19 protein-coding genes are annotated in these 17,235 nt (G+C 76.2%); 5 read left to right on the top strand and 14 right to left on the bottom strand.

Translation table 11 applies throughout. From position 1 onward, the window contains the following. Window positions 1–4: 4 nt before the first annotated feature. From ND486_RS07855 to nth, 5 genes are all read right to left on the bottom strand, one after another. Window positions 5–1,201, bottom strand: coding sequence for an MFS transporter (locus tag ND486_RS07855; RefSeq protein ID WP_251783418.1), 1,197 nt, complete (start codon window positions 1,199–1,201; stop codon window positions 5–7). A 70-nt stretch (window positions 1,202–1,271) separates the two neighbouring features. Beyond that, a complete protein-coding gene (locus ND486_RS07860; RefSeq protein ID WP_251783706.1) occupies window positions 1,272–2,471 on the bottom strand; it encodes a MarP family serine protease in 1,200 nt (399 codons plus the stop codon). Window positions 2,472–2,473: 2 nt separating this feature from the next. Beyond that, the gene (locus ND486_RS07865) at window positions 2,474–3,220 is read right to left on the bottom strand and encodes a CoA pyrophosphatase (protein WP_251783419.1); all 747 of its coding nucleotides are present in this window, start codon (window positions 3,218–3,220) and stop codon (window positions 2,474–2,476) included. Further along, window positions 3,217–3,888, bottom strand: a complete 672-nt coding sequence (locus ND486_RS07870; RefSeq protein WP_251783420.1) for a TlpA disulfide reductase family protein — start codon at window positions 3,886–3,888, stop codon at window positions 3,217–3,219. The genes ND486_RS07865 and ND486_RS07870 overlap by 4 nt, the downstream gene beginning before the upstream one ends. Continuing rightward, the gene (gene nth, locus ND486_RS07875; protein WP_374231390.1) at window positions 3,885–4,616 is read right to left on the bottom strand and encodes an endonuclease III; all 732 of its coding nucleotides are present in this window, start codon (window positions 4,614–4,616) and stop codon (window positions 3,885–3,887) included. Before nth ends, ND486_RS07870 begins: the two co-directional genes overlap by 4 nt. Before the next feature lie 352 nt (window positions 4,617–4,968). Between nth and ND486_RS07880 the strand changes: the two genes are divergently transcribed. From ND486_RS07880 to ND486_RS07895, 4 genes are all read left to right on the top strand, one after another. Further along, window positions 4,969–5,217: a hypothetical protein gene (locus tag ND486_RS07880; RefSeq protein WP_043282623.1), complete on the top strand. Its 249-nt coding sequence runs from the start codon at window positions 4,969–4,971 to the stop codon at window positions 5,215–5,217. Window positions 5,218–5,379: 162 nt separating this feature from the next. Next, a complete protein-coding gene (locus ND486_RS07885; RefSeq protein WP_020628211.1) occupies window positions 5,380–6,054 on the top strand; it encodes a Crp/Fnr family transcriptional regulator in 675 nt (224 codons plus the stop codon). Between the two features lie 41 nt (window positions 6,055–6,095). Beyond that, the gene (locus ND486_RS07890; protein ID WP_251783422.1) at window positions 6,096–7,358 is read left to right on the top strand and encodes an MFS transporter; all 1,263 of its coding nucleotides are present in this window, start codon (window positions 6,096–6,098) and stop codon (window positions 7,356–7,358) included. Further along, complete coding sequence (locus ND486_RS07895) at window positions 7,355–8,047, top strand: HD domain-containing protein (protein WP_251783423.1); 693 nt, start codon at window positions 7,355–7,357, stop codon at window positions 8,045–8,047. Before ND486_RS07890 ends, ND486_RS07895 begins: the two co-directional genes overlap by 4 nt. Here the strand turns inward: ND486_RS07895 and ND486_RS07900 are convergent. From ND486_RS07900 to ND486_RS07920, 5 genes are all read right to left on the bottom strand, one after another. After that, the gene (locus ND486_RS07900; RefSeq protein ID WP_285898326.1) at window positions 8,044–8,796 is read right to left on the bottom strand and encodes an amino acid ABC transporter ATP-binding protein; all 753 of its coding nucleotides are present in this window, start codon (window positions 8,794–8,796) and stop codon (window positions 8,044–8,046) included. The two genes, ND486_RS07895 and ND486_RS07900, sit on opposite strands and share 4 nt — an antisense overlap. After that, a complete protein-coding gene (locus tag ND486_RS07905; RefSeq protein WP_251783424.1) occupies window positions 8,793–9,461 on the bottom strand; it encodes an amino acid ABC transporter permease in 669 nt (222 codons plus the stop codon). The genes ND486_RS07900 and ND486_RS07905 overlap by 4 nt, the downstream gene beginning before the upstream one ends. Then, window positions 9,462–10,214: an amino acid ABC transporter substrate-binding protein gene (locus ND486_RS07910; protein WP_251783425.1), complete on the bottom strand. Its 753-nt coding sequence runs from the start codon at window positions 10,212–10,214 to the stop codon at window positions 9,462–9,464. 107 nt (window positions 10,215–10,321) lie between these two features. Then, window positions 10,322–11,110 (bottom strand): MBL fold metallo-hydrolase, encoded by a 789-nt coding sequence (locus ND486_RS07915; protein WP_251783426.1) that lies wholly within the window; start codon window positions 11,108–11,110, stop codon window positions 10,322–10,324. Continuing rightward, entirely contained in the window at window positions 11,107–11,913 is an 807-nt protein-coding gene (locus tag ND486_RS07920; RefSeq protein WP_178375648.1) for an NUDIX hydrolase, read from the bottom strand. The genes ND486_RS07915 and ND486_RS07920 overlap by 4 nt, the downstream gene beginning before the upstream one ends. 52 nt (window positions 11,914–11,965) lie before the next feature. Here ND486_RS07920 and ND486_RS07925 point away from each other — a divergent pair, with 52 nt between their 5' ends. Continuing rightward, entirely contained in the window at window positions 11,966–12,859 is an 894-nt protein-coding gene (locus ND486_RS07925) for a Gfo/Idh/MocA family protein (protein ID WP_251783427.1), read from the top strand. Window positions 12,860–12,890: 31 nt separating this feature from the next. On the opposite strand, the gene ND486_RS07930 is transcribed toward ND486_RS07925, so the two are convergent. The 4 genes from ND486_RS07930 to ND486_RS07945 are packed head-to-tail and all read right to left on the bottom strand — an operon-like array spanning window position 12,891 to window position 17,074. Then, window positions 12,891–15,860, bottom strand: a complete 2,970-nt coding sequence (locus ND486_RS07930) for a hypothetical protein (protein WP_251783428.1) — start codon at window positions 15,858–15,860, stop codon at window positions 12,891–12,893. Window positions 15,861–15,883: 23 nt separating this feature from the next. Further along, on the bottom strand, window positions 15,884–16,447 hold the full coding sequence (locus ND486_RS07935; protein WP_251783429.1) for a hypothetical protein: 564 nt from the start codon (window positions 16,445–16,447) through the stop codon (window positions 15,884–15,886). Window position 16,448: 1 nt separating this feature from the next. Next, complete coding sequence (locus tag ND486_RS07940; protein WP_251783430.1) at window positions 16,449–16,907, bottom strand: RidA family protein; 459 nt, start codon at window positions 16,905–16,907, stop codon at window positions 16,449–16,451. Then, window positions 16,904–17,074, bottom strand: coding sequence for a DUF4177 domain-containing protein (locus ND486_RS07945; protein ID WP_139282840.1), 171 nt, complete (start codon window positions 17,072–17,074; stop codon window positions 16,904–16,906). Before ND486_RS07945 ends, ND486_RS07940 begins: the two co-directional genes overlap by 4 nt. Window positions 17,075–17,235 lie beyond the last annotated feature (161 nt).

A 17,235-nucleotide genomic window follows, 5' to 3' on the forward strand; every position in this document is an offset into this window, starting at 1 on the left:
GGCGTCACGACGATCGCCGGCGCTCTTCGCGGACCGGTGTCACCAGGATCGCGGCCAACGGTGCCGCGGCGGCGATCGCGAACGCCGCCGCGTAGCCGGTCGCGCCGACCAGGGCGCCGAGCGCGGCCGGGACCACCGATGCGACGGCGTTCTGGCCGGTGTTCTGCACCCCCAGCGCCCGCCCCGACCAGGCGGGTCCGGCGATCTCGGCGGTGCTGGTGAACGCCAGCCCGTTCGGGGCGACCGTCACCACCGCCCCGACGGCGAGCATCGTGACCGCCAGCCATCCGGCGACGGCGTCGCCGAGCGCGAACAGCAGCAGCACCGCGGCCGCGGCGGCCGCGACCTGGCGCATCGGGCGCAGCCGGGACCCGACCCGGTCCGACCAGACGCCGGTCGCGATCCGGCCGACCGCCCCGGCGATCTGCCCACCGGCGACGAACGCGCCCGCCGCCGCCACGTGCCACCCCTGCTCGCGGACCAGGTACTCGGTCGCGAACGACGCCACCGCGAACTGCGAGACCACCAGCAGCGCACTCGCGCCGTGCACCCGCCACAGCACCGACGTCCCGTAGGGGGAGCGCTCCGGCGCGGCCCCCGCGGGCCGCGGCGCCCGGGGCGGGTCCGGCGCCAGCGTCGCGACCAGCACCGACGCGACGACGCACAGTACCGCGGGCAGCAGCAGCGCCCGGAACGGCCCGGCGGCTGCGGCCAGGGTCGGCAGCGTCAGCCCGGCCACGGCGACGCCCAGCGGCTGGGACGTCTGCCGGATCCCCATCGCGGTGCCGCGCTCGTGCGCGGCGAACCAGCCCATCACCATCCGGCCGCTGGCGGCGAACACCGACGCCGCGCCTGCGCCGCCCAGGCCGAGCAGCACCAGCAGCAGCGGGCCGGGCCCGATCGGCAGCAGCGCCGCACCCGCGACGGCCGCCGCGCACAGCGCGAGCCCGACCGTCATCACCCCGCGTTCGCCGGACCGGTCGGCGGCGGCGCCCCACAGCACCAGCGTGCACAGCAGACCGACCGTCGGAGCGCCGACGTAGGCGCCGACCTGGGCCAACGAGAGCCCCTCCGTGTCGCGTAGCAGCGGCACCACGAACGGCAGCCCGTAGACGAACGAGCAGGCCGCGGTCTGGGCGAACACCCCGACGGCCAGCACCAGCCAGCGACGGCGGGTACGGGTCACGTCGACGGAGGTCATGTACCCACGCTAAGCATCTGTCCCACGATCCGGCCATTCGTTCCCGGATCGTGGGACGGGATGCGGTGGGTCAGGAGGCGCAGTTCCCGGTGTCGGCGGGGGACGACGCGCCGCTCGCGGCCACGTTCAGCGCCTGCCCGACCTGCTCGGCCGTCAGCACGAAACCGGTCTCGGTGTCGTCCAGCGCGGCGCCGAAGACGACGCCGACCACCCGTCCGTCGGGGGCGATCATCGGGCCGCCGGAGTTGCCGGAGCGCACCACCGCGCGGACGGTGTAGACGTCGCGCAGCACGCTGCCCTGCTCGTAGATGTCCGGGCCGCGCAGCCGGATCCGCTCGCGGATCTTGCCCGGGGTGACCGTGTACGGGCCGTCCAGCGGGTAGCCCAGGATGATCACGTCGTCGCCGACGCGGGCCGGGTCCGGGTTGAACTGCAGCGGCTGCTCCTCGAGGTCGGGCACGTCGAGCACGGCCACGTCGACCTCGGGGTCGTAGTAGACGACCTGGGCGTCGAGCTGGCGGGCCCGGCCGCTGGACGTCGTCACCTCGACGGTGGTGCTCGACGTCCCGGCGACGACGTGGGCGTTGGTCATCACCCGCTGCGGGGCGACGACGAACCCGGTCCCCTCCAGGGCGCGACGGCAGGACGGGGCGCGCCCGCGGACCTTCAGCACCCGGTCGCGGACCTCGGTGACCACCGGGGACTGCGCGAGCGCGGAGTCCGGCGGGCCGACCGCGGCGACCGGCGTCCGCGAGAACGGGCTGACGACGTCGGGGAAGCCGGAGTCGTCGAGGAGCTGGCGCAGCTCGGCGGGGAGCTTGCGCGCCGCGTCCGGCATCACGTCGTCCACGCCGGCGAGCACCCGCGAGTCGCGCAGGCCGCTGGTCAGGGTGGAGAAGCTCGTCGAGGACAGCGGCAGCGCGATCAGCCAGGCCGCCACCACCACCGCGACCGCCTGCACGCCGGCACCCAGCGTCGAGTCGACCTTGAGGGTGCCCTCGCCGCGGATCCGGTCGCGGATGAACCGTCCGAGGTAGACGCCCGTCGCCTCGCCGAGCGCGACGAGCAGCACCACCACGCCGATCCCGAGCAGCACCTTCCCCTGCTGGGACTCCACCTGCCCGGCCAGCAACGGGGCGAGCCGCAGCCCGAGCACCGCGCCGGTCAGCACGCCGGCGAACGACAGCAGCGCCACCGCGACCCCGTGCCGCCAGCCGGACGCCGCGGCCAGCAGGGCGAGGATCACGACGACGACGTCGACCCAGCTGATGCTCACCGGTCCACCACGCCGTGGTCGTCCACCCGGCCTCCTTCCGGTTCGTTCCGCCGGGCGCGGGCCCAGGCGTCGTCGAGATCGAGGACCCGGCCGGCGTCCCAGGGACGCTCCCAGCCGGAACGCTGCAGCAGTGCGGACAGCAGGCCCGCGGTGAAACCCCAGACCATCAGGCCTGCGGCGTCGAAGGCGGGGCCGGTGTGGCCACTGGGGCCGCGCACGGTGAACCGGTTCGCCGGGTCGGTCAGGACCGCCACCGGGACCCGGACGACCCGGGCGACCTCGGCGGTGTCGACCACCCGTACCGGCGACGGCGACGCCCAGTGCGCCAGCACCGGGGTCACCAGGAACCCGGTGGGCGGGATGAACAGGTCCGGCAGGAGGGCCAGCGGTACCACCCCGGACGGGTCCAGCCCGGTCTCCTCCCGGGCCTCCCGCAGTGCGGCGTGCACCGGGCCGGTGTCGGTCGGGTCGAGCCGCCCACCGGGGAAGGCGACCTGCCCGGCGTGCGAGCGCAGCGTCGCCGCGCGCTCGGTGAGCAGCACGTCCGGCCCGCCGGACTCCCCGTCGGTGAACAGCATCAGCACCGAGGCCCGGCGCGGCTCGCCGGTGTCGGGCTGCAGGCGTCGCCAGCCGAACCAGGCCGGGTCCAGGCCCAGCGCCCCGTCGACGAGCGGGCGCAGCGACGCCGGCGCCGCCGCGGGGTCGGGGTCGGGCACCTGCGGCACGCCCGCCTGCGCGGTCACCGGAACCGCTCCACGGCGGCCGCGACGTCGTCGGCGGTCCGGAACGGGACGGGCGGGTCCACCATCGCGACGCCACCGTCCGCGCGGGTCACGTAGCTGACCGGGAGCAGCGGCGGGGTGTCCAGCGCGCGACGCACGGCCCGCTGCGGGTCGGTCACGGCCGGCAGGGTGACCCCCAGCTGCGCGGACAGGGTCAGCGCGGCCACCGGGTCGTCCTGCACGTCGACGGTGAGCACCGGCAGTGCGCCGGGGCGCTGTGCGTAGGCCTGCAGCGCGGGCAGCTCGTCGCGGCACGGCACGCACCACGACGCCCAGAAGTTGATCAGCGTCGGACGCCCGGCCAGGGCCGCGCCCAGGTCGGTACGGCCGTCGGCGCCCAGGCACGGCACGGTGATCCCGGCGAGCGGACCGGCCGGGGTGCTGCCGGACGGGGCGGGGCACGGTGCCAGCCGGGCCGAGGCCCGCGCGGCGGCCAGTGCCTGCGGGTCCGCGGCGGCGAGGTCGGTCTCGGGCCGGTCGGCCGGGGCGGCGCTCGCCGCGGGACCGGCACCGCCGCTCCCGCCGGAGGTGGGGCCCGAGGGCCACAGCGCCCAGACCGCGATCGCGACCAGGACGACGACGACCACGGTCGAGACGATCTCGGAGCGGGAGGCGCCTGTCCGGGTCACCGGCCGTCCCCGGGCGGCCCCGCGATCCCCGCGAATGCGAGCAGGTGGTCCCGCTCCGGGCCCTTGACCAGCGCCGCGGCCTCGCCCGGGTCGGTGGGGCCGAGCCCGAAGGCGGGACAGTCCGCCGCGAGCGTGCAGGCGCCGCAGGCCGGCTTGCGCGCATGGCAGACCCGGCGCCCGTGGAAGATCACGTGGTGGGACACGATCGTCCAGTCCCGCCGCGGGACGAGCTCGCCGATCGCGTGCTCGACCTTGACCGGGTCCTCCTCGGTCGTCCAGCCCCAGCGGCGCACCAGGCGTCCGAAGTGGGTGTCGACGGTGATCCCGGGGACGCCGAACGCGTTGCCGAGGATGACGTTCGCGGTCTTGCGCCCGATGCCGGGCAGCTTCACCAGCTCGTCCAGTGTCGACGGCAGCTCCCCGCCGTGCCGCTCGACGACGGCGGCGCCCAGCCCGGTCAGCGACGTCGCCTTGTTCCGGTAGAAGCCGGTGGAGCGGATCAGCTCCTCGAGCTCGGTCCGGTCGGCGCCCGCGTAGTCCGCGGCGGTGGGGTACCGGGCGAACAGCGCCGGGGTGACCTGGTTGACCCGCTCGTCGGTGCACTGCGCGGACAGGATCGTCGCGACGGCGAGGTCCAGCGGGGTGGTGAAGTCCAGCTCGCAGTGCGCGTGCGGATAGGCCTCCGCCAGCGACCTGAGGATGCGGTTGACCCGGCGCGCTCGCCCGATCGGGCTCTCCCCGGCCGCGACGCGCGCGGCCAGACCGGCGGCGGCGCGGGGGGTGGGCCGCGACGCCCGCGACGGCCGTCCGGCGGAGGTGCTCACGTGACCGAGCGTACGGGTGGGCACCGACAGTCGTGTCACGGTGTCGCGCCGTGCACCGCTCGTCGCCGGGCGCGGTCCGGTCCGCGGCGGGGGGCGTTCGACCGGCCGGCGTGGCGACGCGTCCGACGAGCGGTGTGCGCACCCGGCCGGGTGTGCGCCGAACGGGCTACGAGGTCACGGTCGCGTCACGAAGACGTCGACGCGGCCACCCCCGACCGGCCGGGCTGCGAACACGTACGGGAGGATCGGAGTTGCCATGACTGCCTGGTTGAGCGTTCTCGTCCCGCTGCTCGTGATGTTCTTCGCGCTCGGTATGGAGCGCGTGGAGTCCCGCATGCGGGAGTCCACCGTGCGCCAGGACGAGCTGGACGAGATGCTCGAACAGCCGCGTCCGGACGAGGTCCGTGCCCTGTTCCGGTCCGGCACGGGCCGCGCGCTGGAGCTGTTCCGGCTGCGCAACCGGCGTCGCCGGGGGGCTCGTCGGAGCCAGGTCCCGTCGGCCTGACAGGATCGCGTACGGGCGCGGGACAGCGCCCCGCGACGAATCGGACCCGATCGGATGTCAATCCGATCGGGCCAGTGGTGCGCACGTGTGTGGCGAAGACCTCTACACTGACGCGCCGACGACCCGCCGTGACGACACGGCCGGTGAACGAGGAGCATTGCAGTGGACGAGGTTCTGATCCGGGCAGGGATCTTCCAAGGTGTGGAGCCCCAGGCCGCCGAGGCGCTGGCCGAAGCTCTGGAGACTGCCGAGTTCTCCCGCGGGCAGGTCATCTTCTCCGAAGGTGAGCCCGGTGACCGCCTCTACATCGTGTCGGGCGGGAAGGTGAAGCTCGGCCGGAAGTCCCCCGACGGCCGGGAGAACCTCCTCATGGTGGCCGGCCCGTCGGACATGTTCGGCGAGCTGTCGATCTTCGACCCGGGCCCGCGCACGTCGTCGGCGACCGCGGTCACCGAGGTGCGCTGCTACACCATGGACCGCAGCGCGCTGCGGGAGTGGATCGGCAAGCGTCCGGAGATCGCCGAGCAGCTGCTGCGCGTGCTGGCCCGTCGCCTGCGCCGCACCAACAACATGCTCGCCGACCTGATCTTCACCGACGTGCCGGGCCGGGTGGCGAAGTCGCTCCTGCAGCTCGCGCGCCAGTTCGGCTCCCAGGAGTCGGGTCTGCTGCGGGTCACCCACGACCTCACGCAGGAGGAGATCGCCCAGCTCGTCGGCGCCTCCCGCGAGACCGTGAACAAGGCGCTCGCCGACTTCGCGCACCGCGGCTGGCTGCGTCTGGAGGGCAAGAGCGTGCTGATCCTGGAGCCGGAGCGGCTCGCACGACGCGCGCGCTGAATTCTCTGGTACGGGCGTCCCAGATCATGTGATGCTGGGGTGTGCCCGCCGCCCTCTCCGACTACCGCGCCGCCCTGGGTACCCCCGGGGCGGCCGCGCCGGTCTGTGCCTCCGTCCTCGGTCGGTTCCCGATCGCGATGCACAGTCTCGCCACGCTGCTCTACGTCCGTGAGGTCCACGGCTCCTACGCCGTCGCCGGAGCGGTCTCCGCGGCGCTGCTGGTCGGGACCGCGGTCGGCACGGTCGTGCAGGGGCGGGTGCTGGACCGGCTGGGCCCGACCCGGCCGATGCTGGTGCTCGTCGCGGTCTACCTGCTGTGCGTCACCGGGCTGGTGCTGAGCATCGAGTACCGGGCGGCGCTGCCGCTCACCGTCGCGGTCGCGGTCGTCACCGGGCTCGCGACGCCGGCGTTCGAGGGGTCGTCGCGGGCGCTGTGGTCGGACCTGACCCCGCCCGGGCCGCGCCGCGAGGCCGCCTACACCTACGAGGCGATCAGCCTCGAGATCTTCTTCATCATGGGTCCCGCGCTGGCCGCGGTGCTGGTGGTGGCGACGCCGTGGCCGGGCACCGCGCTCGTCGTCGCGGCGACCGCGGAGATCGTCGGCACCACCTGGTTCGCGCTGACCGCCGCCGTACGACGCCGCTCGGCCCGCATCCGCGCCGAGCGCGCCGACGGGTCGCTGCCGGTCGAGGCCGGGCTGCTCGGGGTGTTCCGGCGCCCCGGGCTGCGGACGGTGGCGCTGGCGTCGCTCGGGTTCGGGCTGGTGGCGGGGACCGCCGAGGTCGGTGTGATCGCCGCGACCGCGTTCGCCGGCTCGCCCGCCGCCGGCGGGGTCCTGCTCTCGCTCTGGTCGGTGGTCTCGGTGCTGACCGGGGTGCTCTACGGGATGCGGCCCTGGCCGCGGCCGTTGCATCTGCGGCTGCCGGTCCTGCTCGCCGGCTTCGCCGTCCTGGTGACGACGATGGGGCTCGTCTCCCCGCTCGGCTCGCTGGTGCTGCTGGCCGTGGTGATGATGGCCGCCGGCGCGCTGATCACCCCGCAGGTCACCGCGCACTCCCTCGGCGTCGAGCAGACCGCTCCGGCGGGGTCGGCGACCGAGGCGTTCAACTGGATGGTGATGGCCGCGGTGCTCGGGGTCTCGGTCGGGCAGGCCCTGTCCGGCGTCATGATCGACCTCGTCGGGCCGGGCGGGTACGCGGCGGGCGGCGCCCTGGGGCTGCTGGTCGCGGGGCTGCTGTGGCTGCGCCGCGGCTCGGTCGCCGACACCGAGCCCCGCGTCGTCGCGGCCGGGAGCCCGGCGTGAGCGGCGCCGGGGAGCTGCGGCGGCTGCGCGACGTCGTCGCCGGTGACATGGCCGGCGCGGACGTCGCGCACGACCTCGGGCACCTCGACCGGGTCGCCGGCCTGTCGGCCCGGCTCGCGGTGCGGGAGGGTCTGGACGGGTTCGTCGCCGCCGTCGCCGCCTATGTGCACGACCACCACCGGGCCGCCGAGGCCCGGCTCGGCCGCGTCGTCGCCCCCGCGGAGGTCCGCGACGACGCCCGGGACGCACTGCGTCGCGGCGGGGTCGCCGAGCAGCTGTGGGACCCGGTGCTCGACGCCGTCGAGGCCACCGGCCGCTACTCGTTCTCGGAGGCGGCGTCGGCGCCGACGGCGGACCGGATCGCGGCCTGCCTGCACGACGCCGACATGCTCGACGCGATGGGCGCCACAGGCATCGCCCGCGCGTTCGCCTACGGCGGCGCGATCGGCGAGCCCCTGTGGGACCCGGCCGCGGGCGTCGCGACCGGCGGCTACCGGTCCGGGCCGACCGGCTCGGTCGTCGCCCACTTCCACGAGAAGCTGCTGCGGCTGCGCGGCGAGCTGCGCACCGCCGCCGGCCGCGAGATGGGCGAACGGCGGCACGCGGCCCTGGAGGAGTTCCTGCGCCGGTTCCGCGAGGAGTGGGTCGACGCCCACGGCGACTCCGACGGCGCCCCGCCCGGGGTCTAGATCGGGTCGAGGATCCGCTTCAGGAACTGCCGGGTGCGGGGCTGTTCCGGCTCGACCAGCACCCGCGACGGCGGACCGGACTCGGCCACCACCCCGCCGTCGACGAAGAGGACCTGGTCGGCGACCTGCTGGGCGAAGCGGATCTCGTGGGTGACGATGACCATCGTCCGGCCCGCCGTCGCCAGGTCCTTGATGACCCGCAGGACGTCGCCGACGAGCTCGGGGTCCAGCGCCGAGGTGGGCTCGTCGAACAGCATCAGCTGCGGGTCGAGGGCCAGCGCGCGGGCGATCCCGACGCGCTGCTGCTGGCCGCCGGAGAGCTGGTACGGGTACTGGTCGGCCTTCTCGGCCAGCCCCACCTGGTCCAGCAGCCGCCGGGCGTCGGCGGTCGCGTCGGCCCGGGGGCGCCGCTGCACGACCACCGGGCCCTCGATGACGTTCTCCAGGACGGTGCGGTGCGGGAACAGGTTGTGCGACTGGAACACCATCGCGGTCCGGGACCGGAACCGGGCCAGCGTGGACCGGTCGACGGGGGCACCGAAGTCGACGGCCAGGTCGCCGATGGTGATCACCCCGGCGTCGGCCCGGTCCAGTGCGTTCAGGGCACGCAGCACCGTCGTCTTGCCCGAACCGGACGGCCCGATCACCGCGGTGACGGTCCCGGCCGGGACGTCGAACCCGATGTCGCGCAGGACCTCCAGCGTCCCGAAGGACTTCCGCAGGCCCCGGACGGTCAGCAGGTCGCTCATCGCGCCACGTACCTCTCCAGCCGCGTCTCCACCCGTACCTGCACGGACGAGAGGATCAGGCAGACGATCCAGTAGTACACCGCGGCCACGCCGTAGAGGGCGAAGAAGTCGAACGTCGGCGCCGCGGCCAGCTGGGCGACCCGCAGCAGCTCGGTCACCAGGATGGTCGAGGCCAGCGAGGTGTCCTTGACCAGCGAGATCAGCGTGTTCGACAGCGGGGGGACGGCGGTGCGCGCGGCCTGGGGGAGGATCACGCGTCGCAGCGTCGTCGGGTACCCCATGCCGATGGTCTGCGCGGCCTCCCACTGCCCCTTCGGGATGGACAGGATCGCCGCCCGGATGACCTCGGCCGCGTAGCCGCCGACGTTGAGGCTGAACGCGATCACCGCGGACGGGAACGGGTCGATCACCAGCCCGAGCTGCGGGAGCGCGTAGAACACGATGAACAGCTGGACCAGCAGCGGGGTGCCGCGCACCACCGAGATGTAGGCGCGGGCCAGCCAGGACAGCGGCCTGTTCGAGGAGATCCGGGCCAGGGCCAGCAGCAGGGCCAGGACCAGCCCGATGACGAAGCTGATCGCCGTCAGCGGGATGGTCGTCGTGACCGTCGCCCGCAGCATCGGCCACAGGTTGCGGCCGATCAGCTCCCAGGTGGCGGGATCCATCTACTTCCCGCTGACGTCGCTGCCGAAGTACTTCTCGGACAGCTGCTTCAGCGTGCCGTCGGCCCGCAGCTCGGCCAGCGCCCGGTCCACGTCGGGCATCAGGCCGCTGTCCTTGCGGGCGGCGAAGGCCTGCTCGCTGGTGTCCCCGGTGGTGCCGGCGACCTTGACGCCCTTGTCCCCGGTCGACTTCTCGTACTCGCCGACGGCGAGCGTGTCGTTGACGGTCGCGTCGATCCGGCCGTCCTTGAGCAGCTGGACGGCCTGGACGAAGCCCTCGACGGCCTCGACGTTCGCGCCGGCGCCGCGGGCGACCTCGGCCCAGTTGCTGGTCGCGGACTGGGCGGTGGTGCGGCCCCGCAGGTCGGCCAGGCTCCGGATCGCGGTGTCGTCGGCGCGGGTGACGATCACGCCCTCGGACACGGTGTAGGGCGTGGAGAGGTCGTACCTGGCCTTCCGCTCGTCGTTGACCGTGACCTGGTTGGCGACCAGGTCGATCCGCTTCGACTCGAGCGCGGCGAAGATCGAGTCCCACGGGGTCTGGACGAACTCGACCTCCTTGCCCAGCTTGGCGCCGACCGCACGGGCGACCTCGACGTCGTAACCGGTCAGCTGCCCGTCGGGGCCCTGGAAGCTGAAGGGGCTGTAGGTCCCCTCGGTGCCGATGCGCAGCGTGTCGGACCCGCCGCTGCTGCAGCCGACGAGGGTGGTGAGGGCCAGCAGCGCGGCGGCCAGGGCCAGGATCGTGCGACGCACGGGGTCTCCTTCGAGCGGAACGGGGCCGACGGATGGCGATGCCCCGTCGAGATGCGGGGACCCTAGGCCGGTCGGTCGTGTCGGTTCAACGCTCCGTGCGGTCCCGTTCATCCACGCAGGTGATCCAGCTGTGCGCGCACGGACAGCTCGGCGGCGTCCCACAGCGAGGTGTCGACGTCGGCGTAGACGACCTCGACGACGTCGCGTGCCGAGGCGTCGGGCCCGAGCCGCTCCAGCGCGGCCCGCACCTGCTCCAGCCGCTGCTCGCGGTGGGCGAGGTAGTGCCGCGCGGTCCCGGCGGCGTCCGGGAGCTCCGGACCGTGCCCGGGGAGGACCGGGGTGCCCGCGGGCAGCTCCGCGATCCGGCGCAGCGAGTCCAGGTAGGGCCCGAGGGTGCCGTCGGGGTGGGCGATGACGGTGGTGCCGCGGCCGAGCACGGTGTCGCCGGAGAGCAGCGCGACGCCGTCGGAGCCGGGGCCGCGCAGCAGCAGCGACACCGAGTCCGAGGTGTGGCCGGGGGTGGTCAGCACCTCCAGCTCGACCCCGCCACCGGCGACGACGGCGCCGTCGACCAGCGGGGTGGTCCCCGACGCCAGCGACGGGTCCGCGGCGAACACGGGTGCCCCGGTCAGCTCGACGAACCGGCCGATGCCGCCGGCGTGGTCGTGGTGGCGGTGGGTCAGGACGACCGCGGTCACCGGCGGGCCGTCGGCCAGCGCCTCCAGGTGCGTGCCGTCGTCCTCACCCGGGTCGACGACGATCCGGTCGTGCGCGTCCGACGCCGCGAGGACCCAGGTGTTGGTGCCCTCCAGGGTCATCGGGCCGGGGTTGTCCTGCAGGAGCACCGATGCCAGCGGGTGCGCGGCGCGCAGGGTGCCGTAGAGCGGGTGGCTCACCGGGTCGTCTCCTCGTAGATCCAGTCGGGGTCGCCGGGCAGGGTGATCGTGACGACCCTGCCCTCGCGCCGCACCTCGGGGGTGATCGGCTCGATGTCGCGCGCGGCGGCGGCGGCCAGCACCTCGTCCGCGCTGTCGTGCCGGTGCAGCTCCTGCAGGGTCCGCAGGGTGGGCGGCATCAGCTGGAGGTCGCCGTCGTCGTGGCCGGACAGGGCCTCGGCCGGGCTCCACCAGCGCGCCTCGACGGCCTCGGTGGTGGCGTCGTCGGCGACCTGGCCGTCCGGCACGCGTGCGACGAGGAACGCGGTGTCGTAGCGCTTCGGGTTGCGCGGCGGGGTGATCCAGCGGGACCACGGGACCAGCAGGTCCGCGCGCAGCTCCAGGTCGTGCGCCGCGAGCAGCTCCGGCAGCGTGATCCGGCGGGCGACGAGGTCGTCCCGCCAGGCCGCGGCGGCGTCCAGCGGGCCGGGCTCGGTGCCGGCCGGGGCGGCCAGCAGCACGCCGCACTCCTCGAACGTCTCGCGGACGGCGGCCGTCACCAGCGCGGCGGCCAGGTCCGCGGGCTGGGCCAGCCGGGCACCGAACCGCTCCGGCTCCGGTCCGCGCCATCGGGCGGGGTCCGGCTCGTCACCGGCGGAGACCCCGCCACCGGGGAACACGGTCATGCCGCCGGCGAACGCCATCCCGGCCACCCGCCGCTGCAGGAAGACCTGCAGGTCACCGGTGCCCGGCTCGTCGCGGACCAGCAGGACGGTCGCGGCGGCCCTCGGCTCGACCGGCTGCGCTGCCGGATCATCGCTCATGGCCGCCGACCCTAGGTCATGATCGGGGCCGGTCGGCGGTGAGAATGCCCGCATGCGTATCGGACTGCTCGGCGCCGGACCGTGGGCGCGCCAGGTGCACGCCCCCGCCATCGCGGCGCATCCCCGCTGGTCGGCGGCCGGGGTGTGGGCGCGACGGCCGGAGGCGGCCGCCGGGATCGCCGCGGTCTCCGGGGGTCCGGTGCACGCCTCGGTCGAGGACCTGCTCGACGCGTGCGACGCCGTCGCGTTCGCCGTCCCGCCCGCCGTGCAGGCCGAGCTGCTGGAGCGGGTGGTGGCCGCCGGGAAGCACGTCGTGCTGGAGAAGCCGCTGGCCGCGGACCTGCCCGCCGCGGAACGGGCCGCCGCCGCGGTCGCGGCCTCGGGCGTCCGGTCGGCGACGATGCTGACCCTGCGGTTCGACCCGGCGATCCGGGCCTGGCTCGACGCGGTCCCGGCCGGCGCCGGCGGTCCCGGGACGACCGCGACCGCCCGCTGGCTGTCCGGGGCGCTGCTCGGCGGGCCGTTCGCGGCGTCGTCGTGGCGGGCCGAGCACGGGGCGCTGCTCGACGTCGGCCCGCACGTCGTGGACCTGCTCGACGCGGCGCTGGGACCGGTCGTCGACGTCGACCACGCCCATCGCGACGAGCCCGACCTGTGGCGGATCGGCCTCGTTCACGACGGCGGCGCCCGCAGCTCGGTGGTGCTGTCGCTGCGTGTCCCGGTGGACCCGACCGAGTTCGAGGTGGCGCTGGTCGGCGGGCTCGGGGAGGACGGCCGCGGCCGGTACGTGCTCGACCGTCGCCCGGCCGACGCGGTCGCCTGCTTCGGCGCGCTGCTCGACGACCTCGCCGACGCGATCGGCTCCGGCGCCGACCTCCCGGTGGACGCCGCACGGGCGCTGCACCTGCAGCGGGTGATCGACCGGATCGTGCGCGCGGTCGCCTGATCCCCCGCACCGGCCGCCGGCCCGGCCGGGCTCAGCCCCGGTCGGTGCGGGCGGTGCCGTTGCGCGGGGTCGGCTCGCCGCCGTTCTCGCGGGCCGCGAGCTCCTCGTGGAGGCGCTGCAGCAGGTCCTGTTCGGTCGGGGTGAGCCGGTCGGCCAGGCCCCCGGCGGGACGGGGTCGCGGCCGCGGCCTCGGCGTGGGTTCGTCCGCGGGCCCCGTCGTGGGTTCCGCCGCCGGACCCGGTTCGGGGTGCTCCGCCGCCCGTGCGGGGGGCTCCGTTGCGGGGGCGACGACGTCGGCCGGTTCCGTGGGGTCCTCCACGGTGCCGTCCCACCCGGTGGTGTCCCGCTCCGTGGCGTCCCACTCGTCCGGCTCGTCGTCGGTGAGCAGGAGGTGCCGGGGGCGACGCTCCCCGTCGGCCGGGGCCGGTGGCGTCGGGGCGCGCAGGATGGGGACCCCCGGAGGTGGGGTGGGGGCCTCGTCGACGGGATCGGCCTCGTCGGCCGGGGGCGGGGGGCCGGGCGTCCCGGTTCCGGCCGGTCCGGTGCCTGCGGGGCGGTCGAGTCCGGCCCGGACGTCCGGAGCCGGTCCGGCGTGGGCCGGGGCGCCCTCCGTGGCCGGTGCGGCTCCGTTCGCCCCGGCGGGGGACGTGCCGACGTGGGTCCGGTCGGATCCGGGCCCCGGGTGTGCCGGCCCGGAGGTGGGGAGGGCCGGGTCGTCGCCGGTGGTCACACGGTGGGCGGGATGCGCCGAGCCGTCGCGGCGGTCGTCGTCGACGGTCACGGTGGCGGTCGCGGCGGGGACGACGGGCGGCGTGCCCGGGACGGTCTCCTCGACGTCGCTCCGGTCGGTCCGCGCCGCGGTCTCCGGAGGCGGGATCTCCCCGGCCCAGGCACCGGAGGCCCAGTCGGCGAGCCAGGACGCCTCGTCGGGTCCCGGTGCCGCGGGCGGCCCGACGGGCGGACGCCCGACGACCGGACCGGGCCCGCCGCCCGCGGGCGCGCGGCCCTCCCCGGCCCGCCTGCGGAGCGGCACGCCGAGGTCGCGCGGGGCCGCCCGGGGGCCGGTCGGGGCCGGGTCCGCGGGGGCGACCGGCGGGACGGACGCGGCCGGGGACACCGCGGCCGAGGGCGGTGACGAGGCGGCCGGGTGTGCCGGGATCCCGGGAGGTGCGGGGGCGACCGGTGGTGGGGGCGGTTCGTCGGAGGGGGCCGACGGCCGCCCGGCCGGCGTCGCGGCGGGCCCGACCGGACGCCGCTCCGGCGGCCCCGCCACCGGCCCGCGGCCCGCGGTCGTGGGGTGCGCGCCGTTCGCGTCGGGGAGGTGGCCGTTGCCGCCGGGTCCGGGGCCGGCGACGAACCGGTGCCGGGGGACCTCGCCGACCCCGCTCGGCGGGGTCGGGTCCGGGCTGTCGCCCTCCGGCGGAGAGTCGAACCAGTCGCCCGCGGAGGCCTCCCGCAGCGCCCGGATCGGCGGCGACGGCCGCGGCGCCGGATGCGCCGTGTCGTCCCCCTCGGCGGGTGCCGCGACGCGTCGGGCCGCGGAGCCGCGTGGCCCGGCGGGGCCGGGACCGGCCCCGTCGGGCGTGCCGGTCCCCGGGACCGGAGCGGCCCTGTCGGACGTGTCGGTGCCCGGACCGGACGTGGCCGGGCCGGAGGCGGCCGTCCCCGGACCGCGAGTCGTCGGTTCGGAGGTGCCGGTCCCCGGGCCGGGAGCGGCGTCGTCCGACATGCCGGTCTCGGGGGACGACCCGGTCGGGTCGGGCGCGCTCGCCGGGGAGCCGGACCCGGTGGCGTCCTCGCCCGGGGCGTGGCCGGTTCCGGTGGCGGAGGCCTCCGCGGCCGGAACCGGGCCCGGCCCGGCGCCGGACGTGGCTGCGCCCGGGGTCCGGTCCGGCCCGGCGTCGGGTCCGCCGGCTGCTCCCGGCGACGGGGCTGCCGCGGCGAACCCCTCCGTCGTCGGCTCCGGGGCGGCCCGGCCGGGCCGGTCCTCCGGGTCCGGGGTCTCGGTGGCGGGGCTCCCGGGGAGTGGCGCGGGGTGGTCGATGCGCACCGGTGCGGGCGGTGGGTCGGAGGCGGGGATGTCCGTGTCGACGGAGGAGTCGACGGAGGAGTCGACGGGGGAGCTGTCGGTGCGGTGTCCGCCCGGTGCGTCCTCGACGGCGTCGGGTCCGGGGGCGGCCGGGATCCCGTCCCGGTCGGGCCGCGGGGCCGGGGGCGTCGCCGAGGACAGGAGCCCGACCCGGTCGGAGGGCCGGTCGTCGGGATCCCGGTGGGCCGGCGGGCCGGACGTGTCGCCGTCCGCAACCCCGCCCCCGTCCCCGCGCTCCACCAGGGGGGACCGGGACGTGTCGGGGGCGGGCCACGGTGCGTCGCCGGTGAGGGACGCCGACACGTCCTCCCGGGACGGAGCGGCGGCGTCGGGAACCGGAGTGGCGGGGAGCGGACGCGCGACCTCCCGGGCGGCGCGGTGGTAGCCGGGGTCCGGACCGTCGTCACCGACCTCGACCGACACGACCAGTCCGGCCCGGGCCAGCGCCGACTGGGCCTGGTAGGTCAGGACCTCGGGTGCGCCGTGCGACCCGGTGCGGGCCAGCAGCACCGGCTGCGGCAGCGGGCCGGGGGCGGCACCGGCGGGCGTCGTGCGCCAGGCCAGCGTCCAGCCCGACTCCGGGACCGGGACGCCGGCGAGCGCGGCCGCGACCGCCTCCGCGGCACCGGGCGGGCCGTCGCCGTCGAACCGGTGCGGAGCGGCGGCGACGTCCGCGGCGGGCGGCAGGCAGGCGTCGGCGTCGGGCTGCACCCGGCGGGCTGCGGCCTCGGCGACCAGCTCGGAGCGCACCGCGTGCGGCAGCACCGCCCGTCCCGCGACGAGCTCGGCGACCAGCAGCTCCAGCGCGTGCCCCTCCTCGCCGACGGCGACGAGCTCGCGTCCGGTGGCGAGCAGGTCGTCGTCCACCCGGCCGGCCAGTTCCCGCAGCAGGCGGTACGTGGGGTCGGACATGGGGCCTCCTTCGCGGTCCCGCGTCAGCCGGTGGGGACCGGCTCGCGGCTCCACAGCGACGCCGCCGCGGTGCACGCGGCCTCGTGGTACTCGGTCGGGGCGTCGCCGGTGAGGGCCTCGACGCGCGGGACACGGTCACCGTGGACGCGCAGCAGCCGCGCGACCGCGGCGGCGAGCAGGTGCGGCCGCTGCGCGTCACGCACGAGCAGCACGCGGGCGCCGTCGTCGCGCACGGCCAGCAGCAGCGCGGACGCCTCGTCGCGCACGACCGACAGCGCCGACCACGCCGCCAGGTCCGGCTCGCCCGCCGTGAACGCGGGCGGAGCGGGCGGCGTGCCGGGCAGCACCGCCTCGACCAGGCGCCGCGACGGCGCGTCCGGCCCGACGACCTCGGCGAGCAGCGTGCGCTCGTGCCCGGTCAGCCCGATCCGGTGCCGCAGCAGCGTGCGCGGCAGGACCGCGCCCAGCGCCGCGGTGTCCCCGGCGACCAGCCAGTCGCGCAGCCGCCAGAGCAGCTCGTCGGGGAACCGGCCGGCGAGCCGCAGCAGCAGCTCGTGACCGGCCGGGACCCCGGCGAGCCGATCCATGTCAGCTGCCGACCTCGACCGTCAGCTCCACCTCGACCGGCACGTCCAGCGGCAGCACCGCGACGCCGACGGCCGACCGGGCGTGCGCCCCGGCCTCGCCGAACACCTCGCCGAGCAGGTCCGACGCGCCGTTGATCACGCCGGGCTGGCCGGAGAACGACGGGTCCGACGCGACGAACCCGACGACCTTCACGACGCCGGTGACGCTGTCGAGGCCGACCAGCCCGTCGATCGCGGCGAGCGCGTTCAGCGTGCAGATCCGGGCCAGGTCGTACGCCTGCTCGGCGGTGACCGTGGCCCCGACCTTGCCGGTCGCGGCGACCTTCCCGTCCACGAACGGGACCTGCCCGGCGGTGAACACGAGGTTCCCGCTGCGCCGGGCCGGGATGTAGGCGCCGGCCGGTGCGGCCACCGCGGGCAGGGTCAGCCCCAGCTCGTTCAGCCGGGCGAGTGCGCTCACTGCTGCACCGGCCGCTTGAAGAACGCCACCAGCTGCTCGGCGTTCGCGCCGCTCGTCACCGTGACCAGTTCCCAGCCGTCCTGGCCGAAGTTGTCCAGGATCGCCTTGGTGTTGTGGATCAGCAGGGGGGCGGTCAGGTATTCCCACTTCACGACCGGGGAGCTCATGGGCGGGACTGTAACCCGGGCACCCGACACCGAACCGCCGTGGCGCGACGGATGGCCGTCCCCCTGCGACGGACGCCCACCGCCGGAGCACGGGGCGGGCCCCGTCCGTTGTGGGACGCACCTCGCCGACGGGCCGCTGTCGGTGGGCGCTCGTACGCTGG

Origin of the sequence: Pseudonocardia sp. DR1-2 (genome assembly GCF_023717215.1) — a bacterium.
Taxonomy (GTDB): Bacteria; Actinomycetota; Actinomycetes; order Mycobacteriales; family Pseudonocardiaceae; genus Pseudonocardia; species Pseudonocardia alni.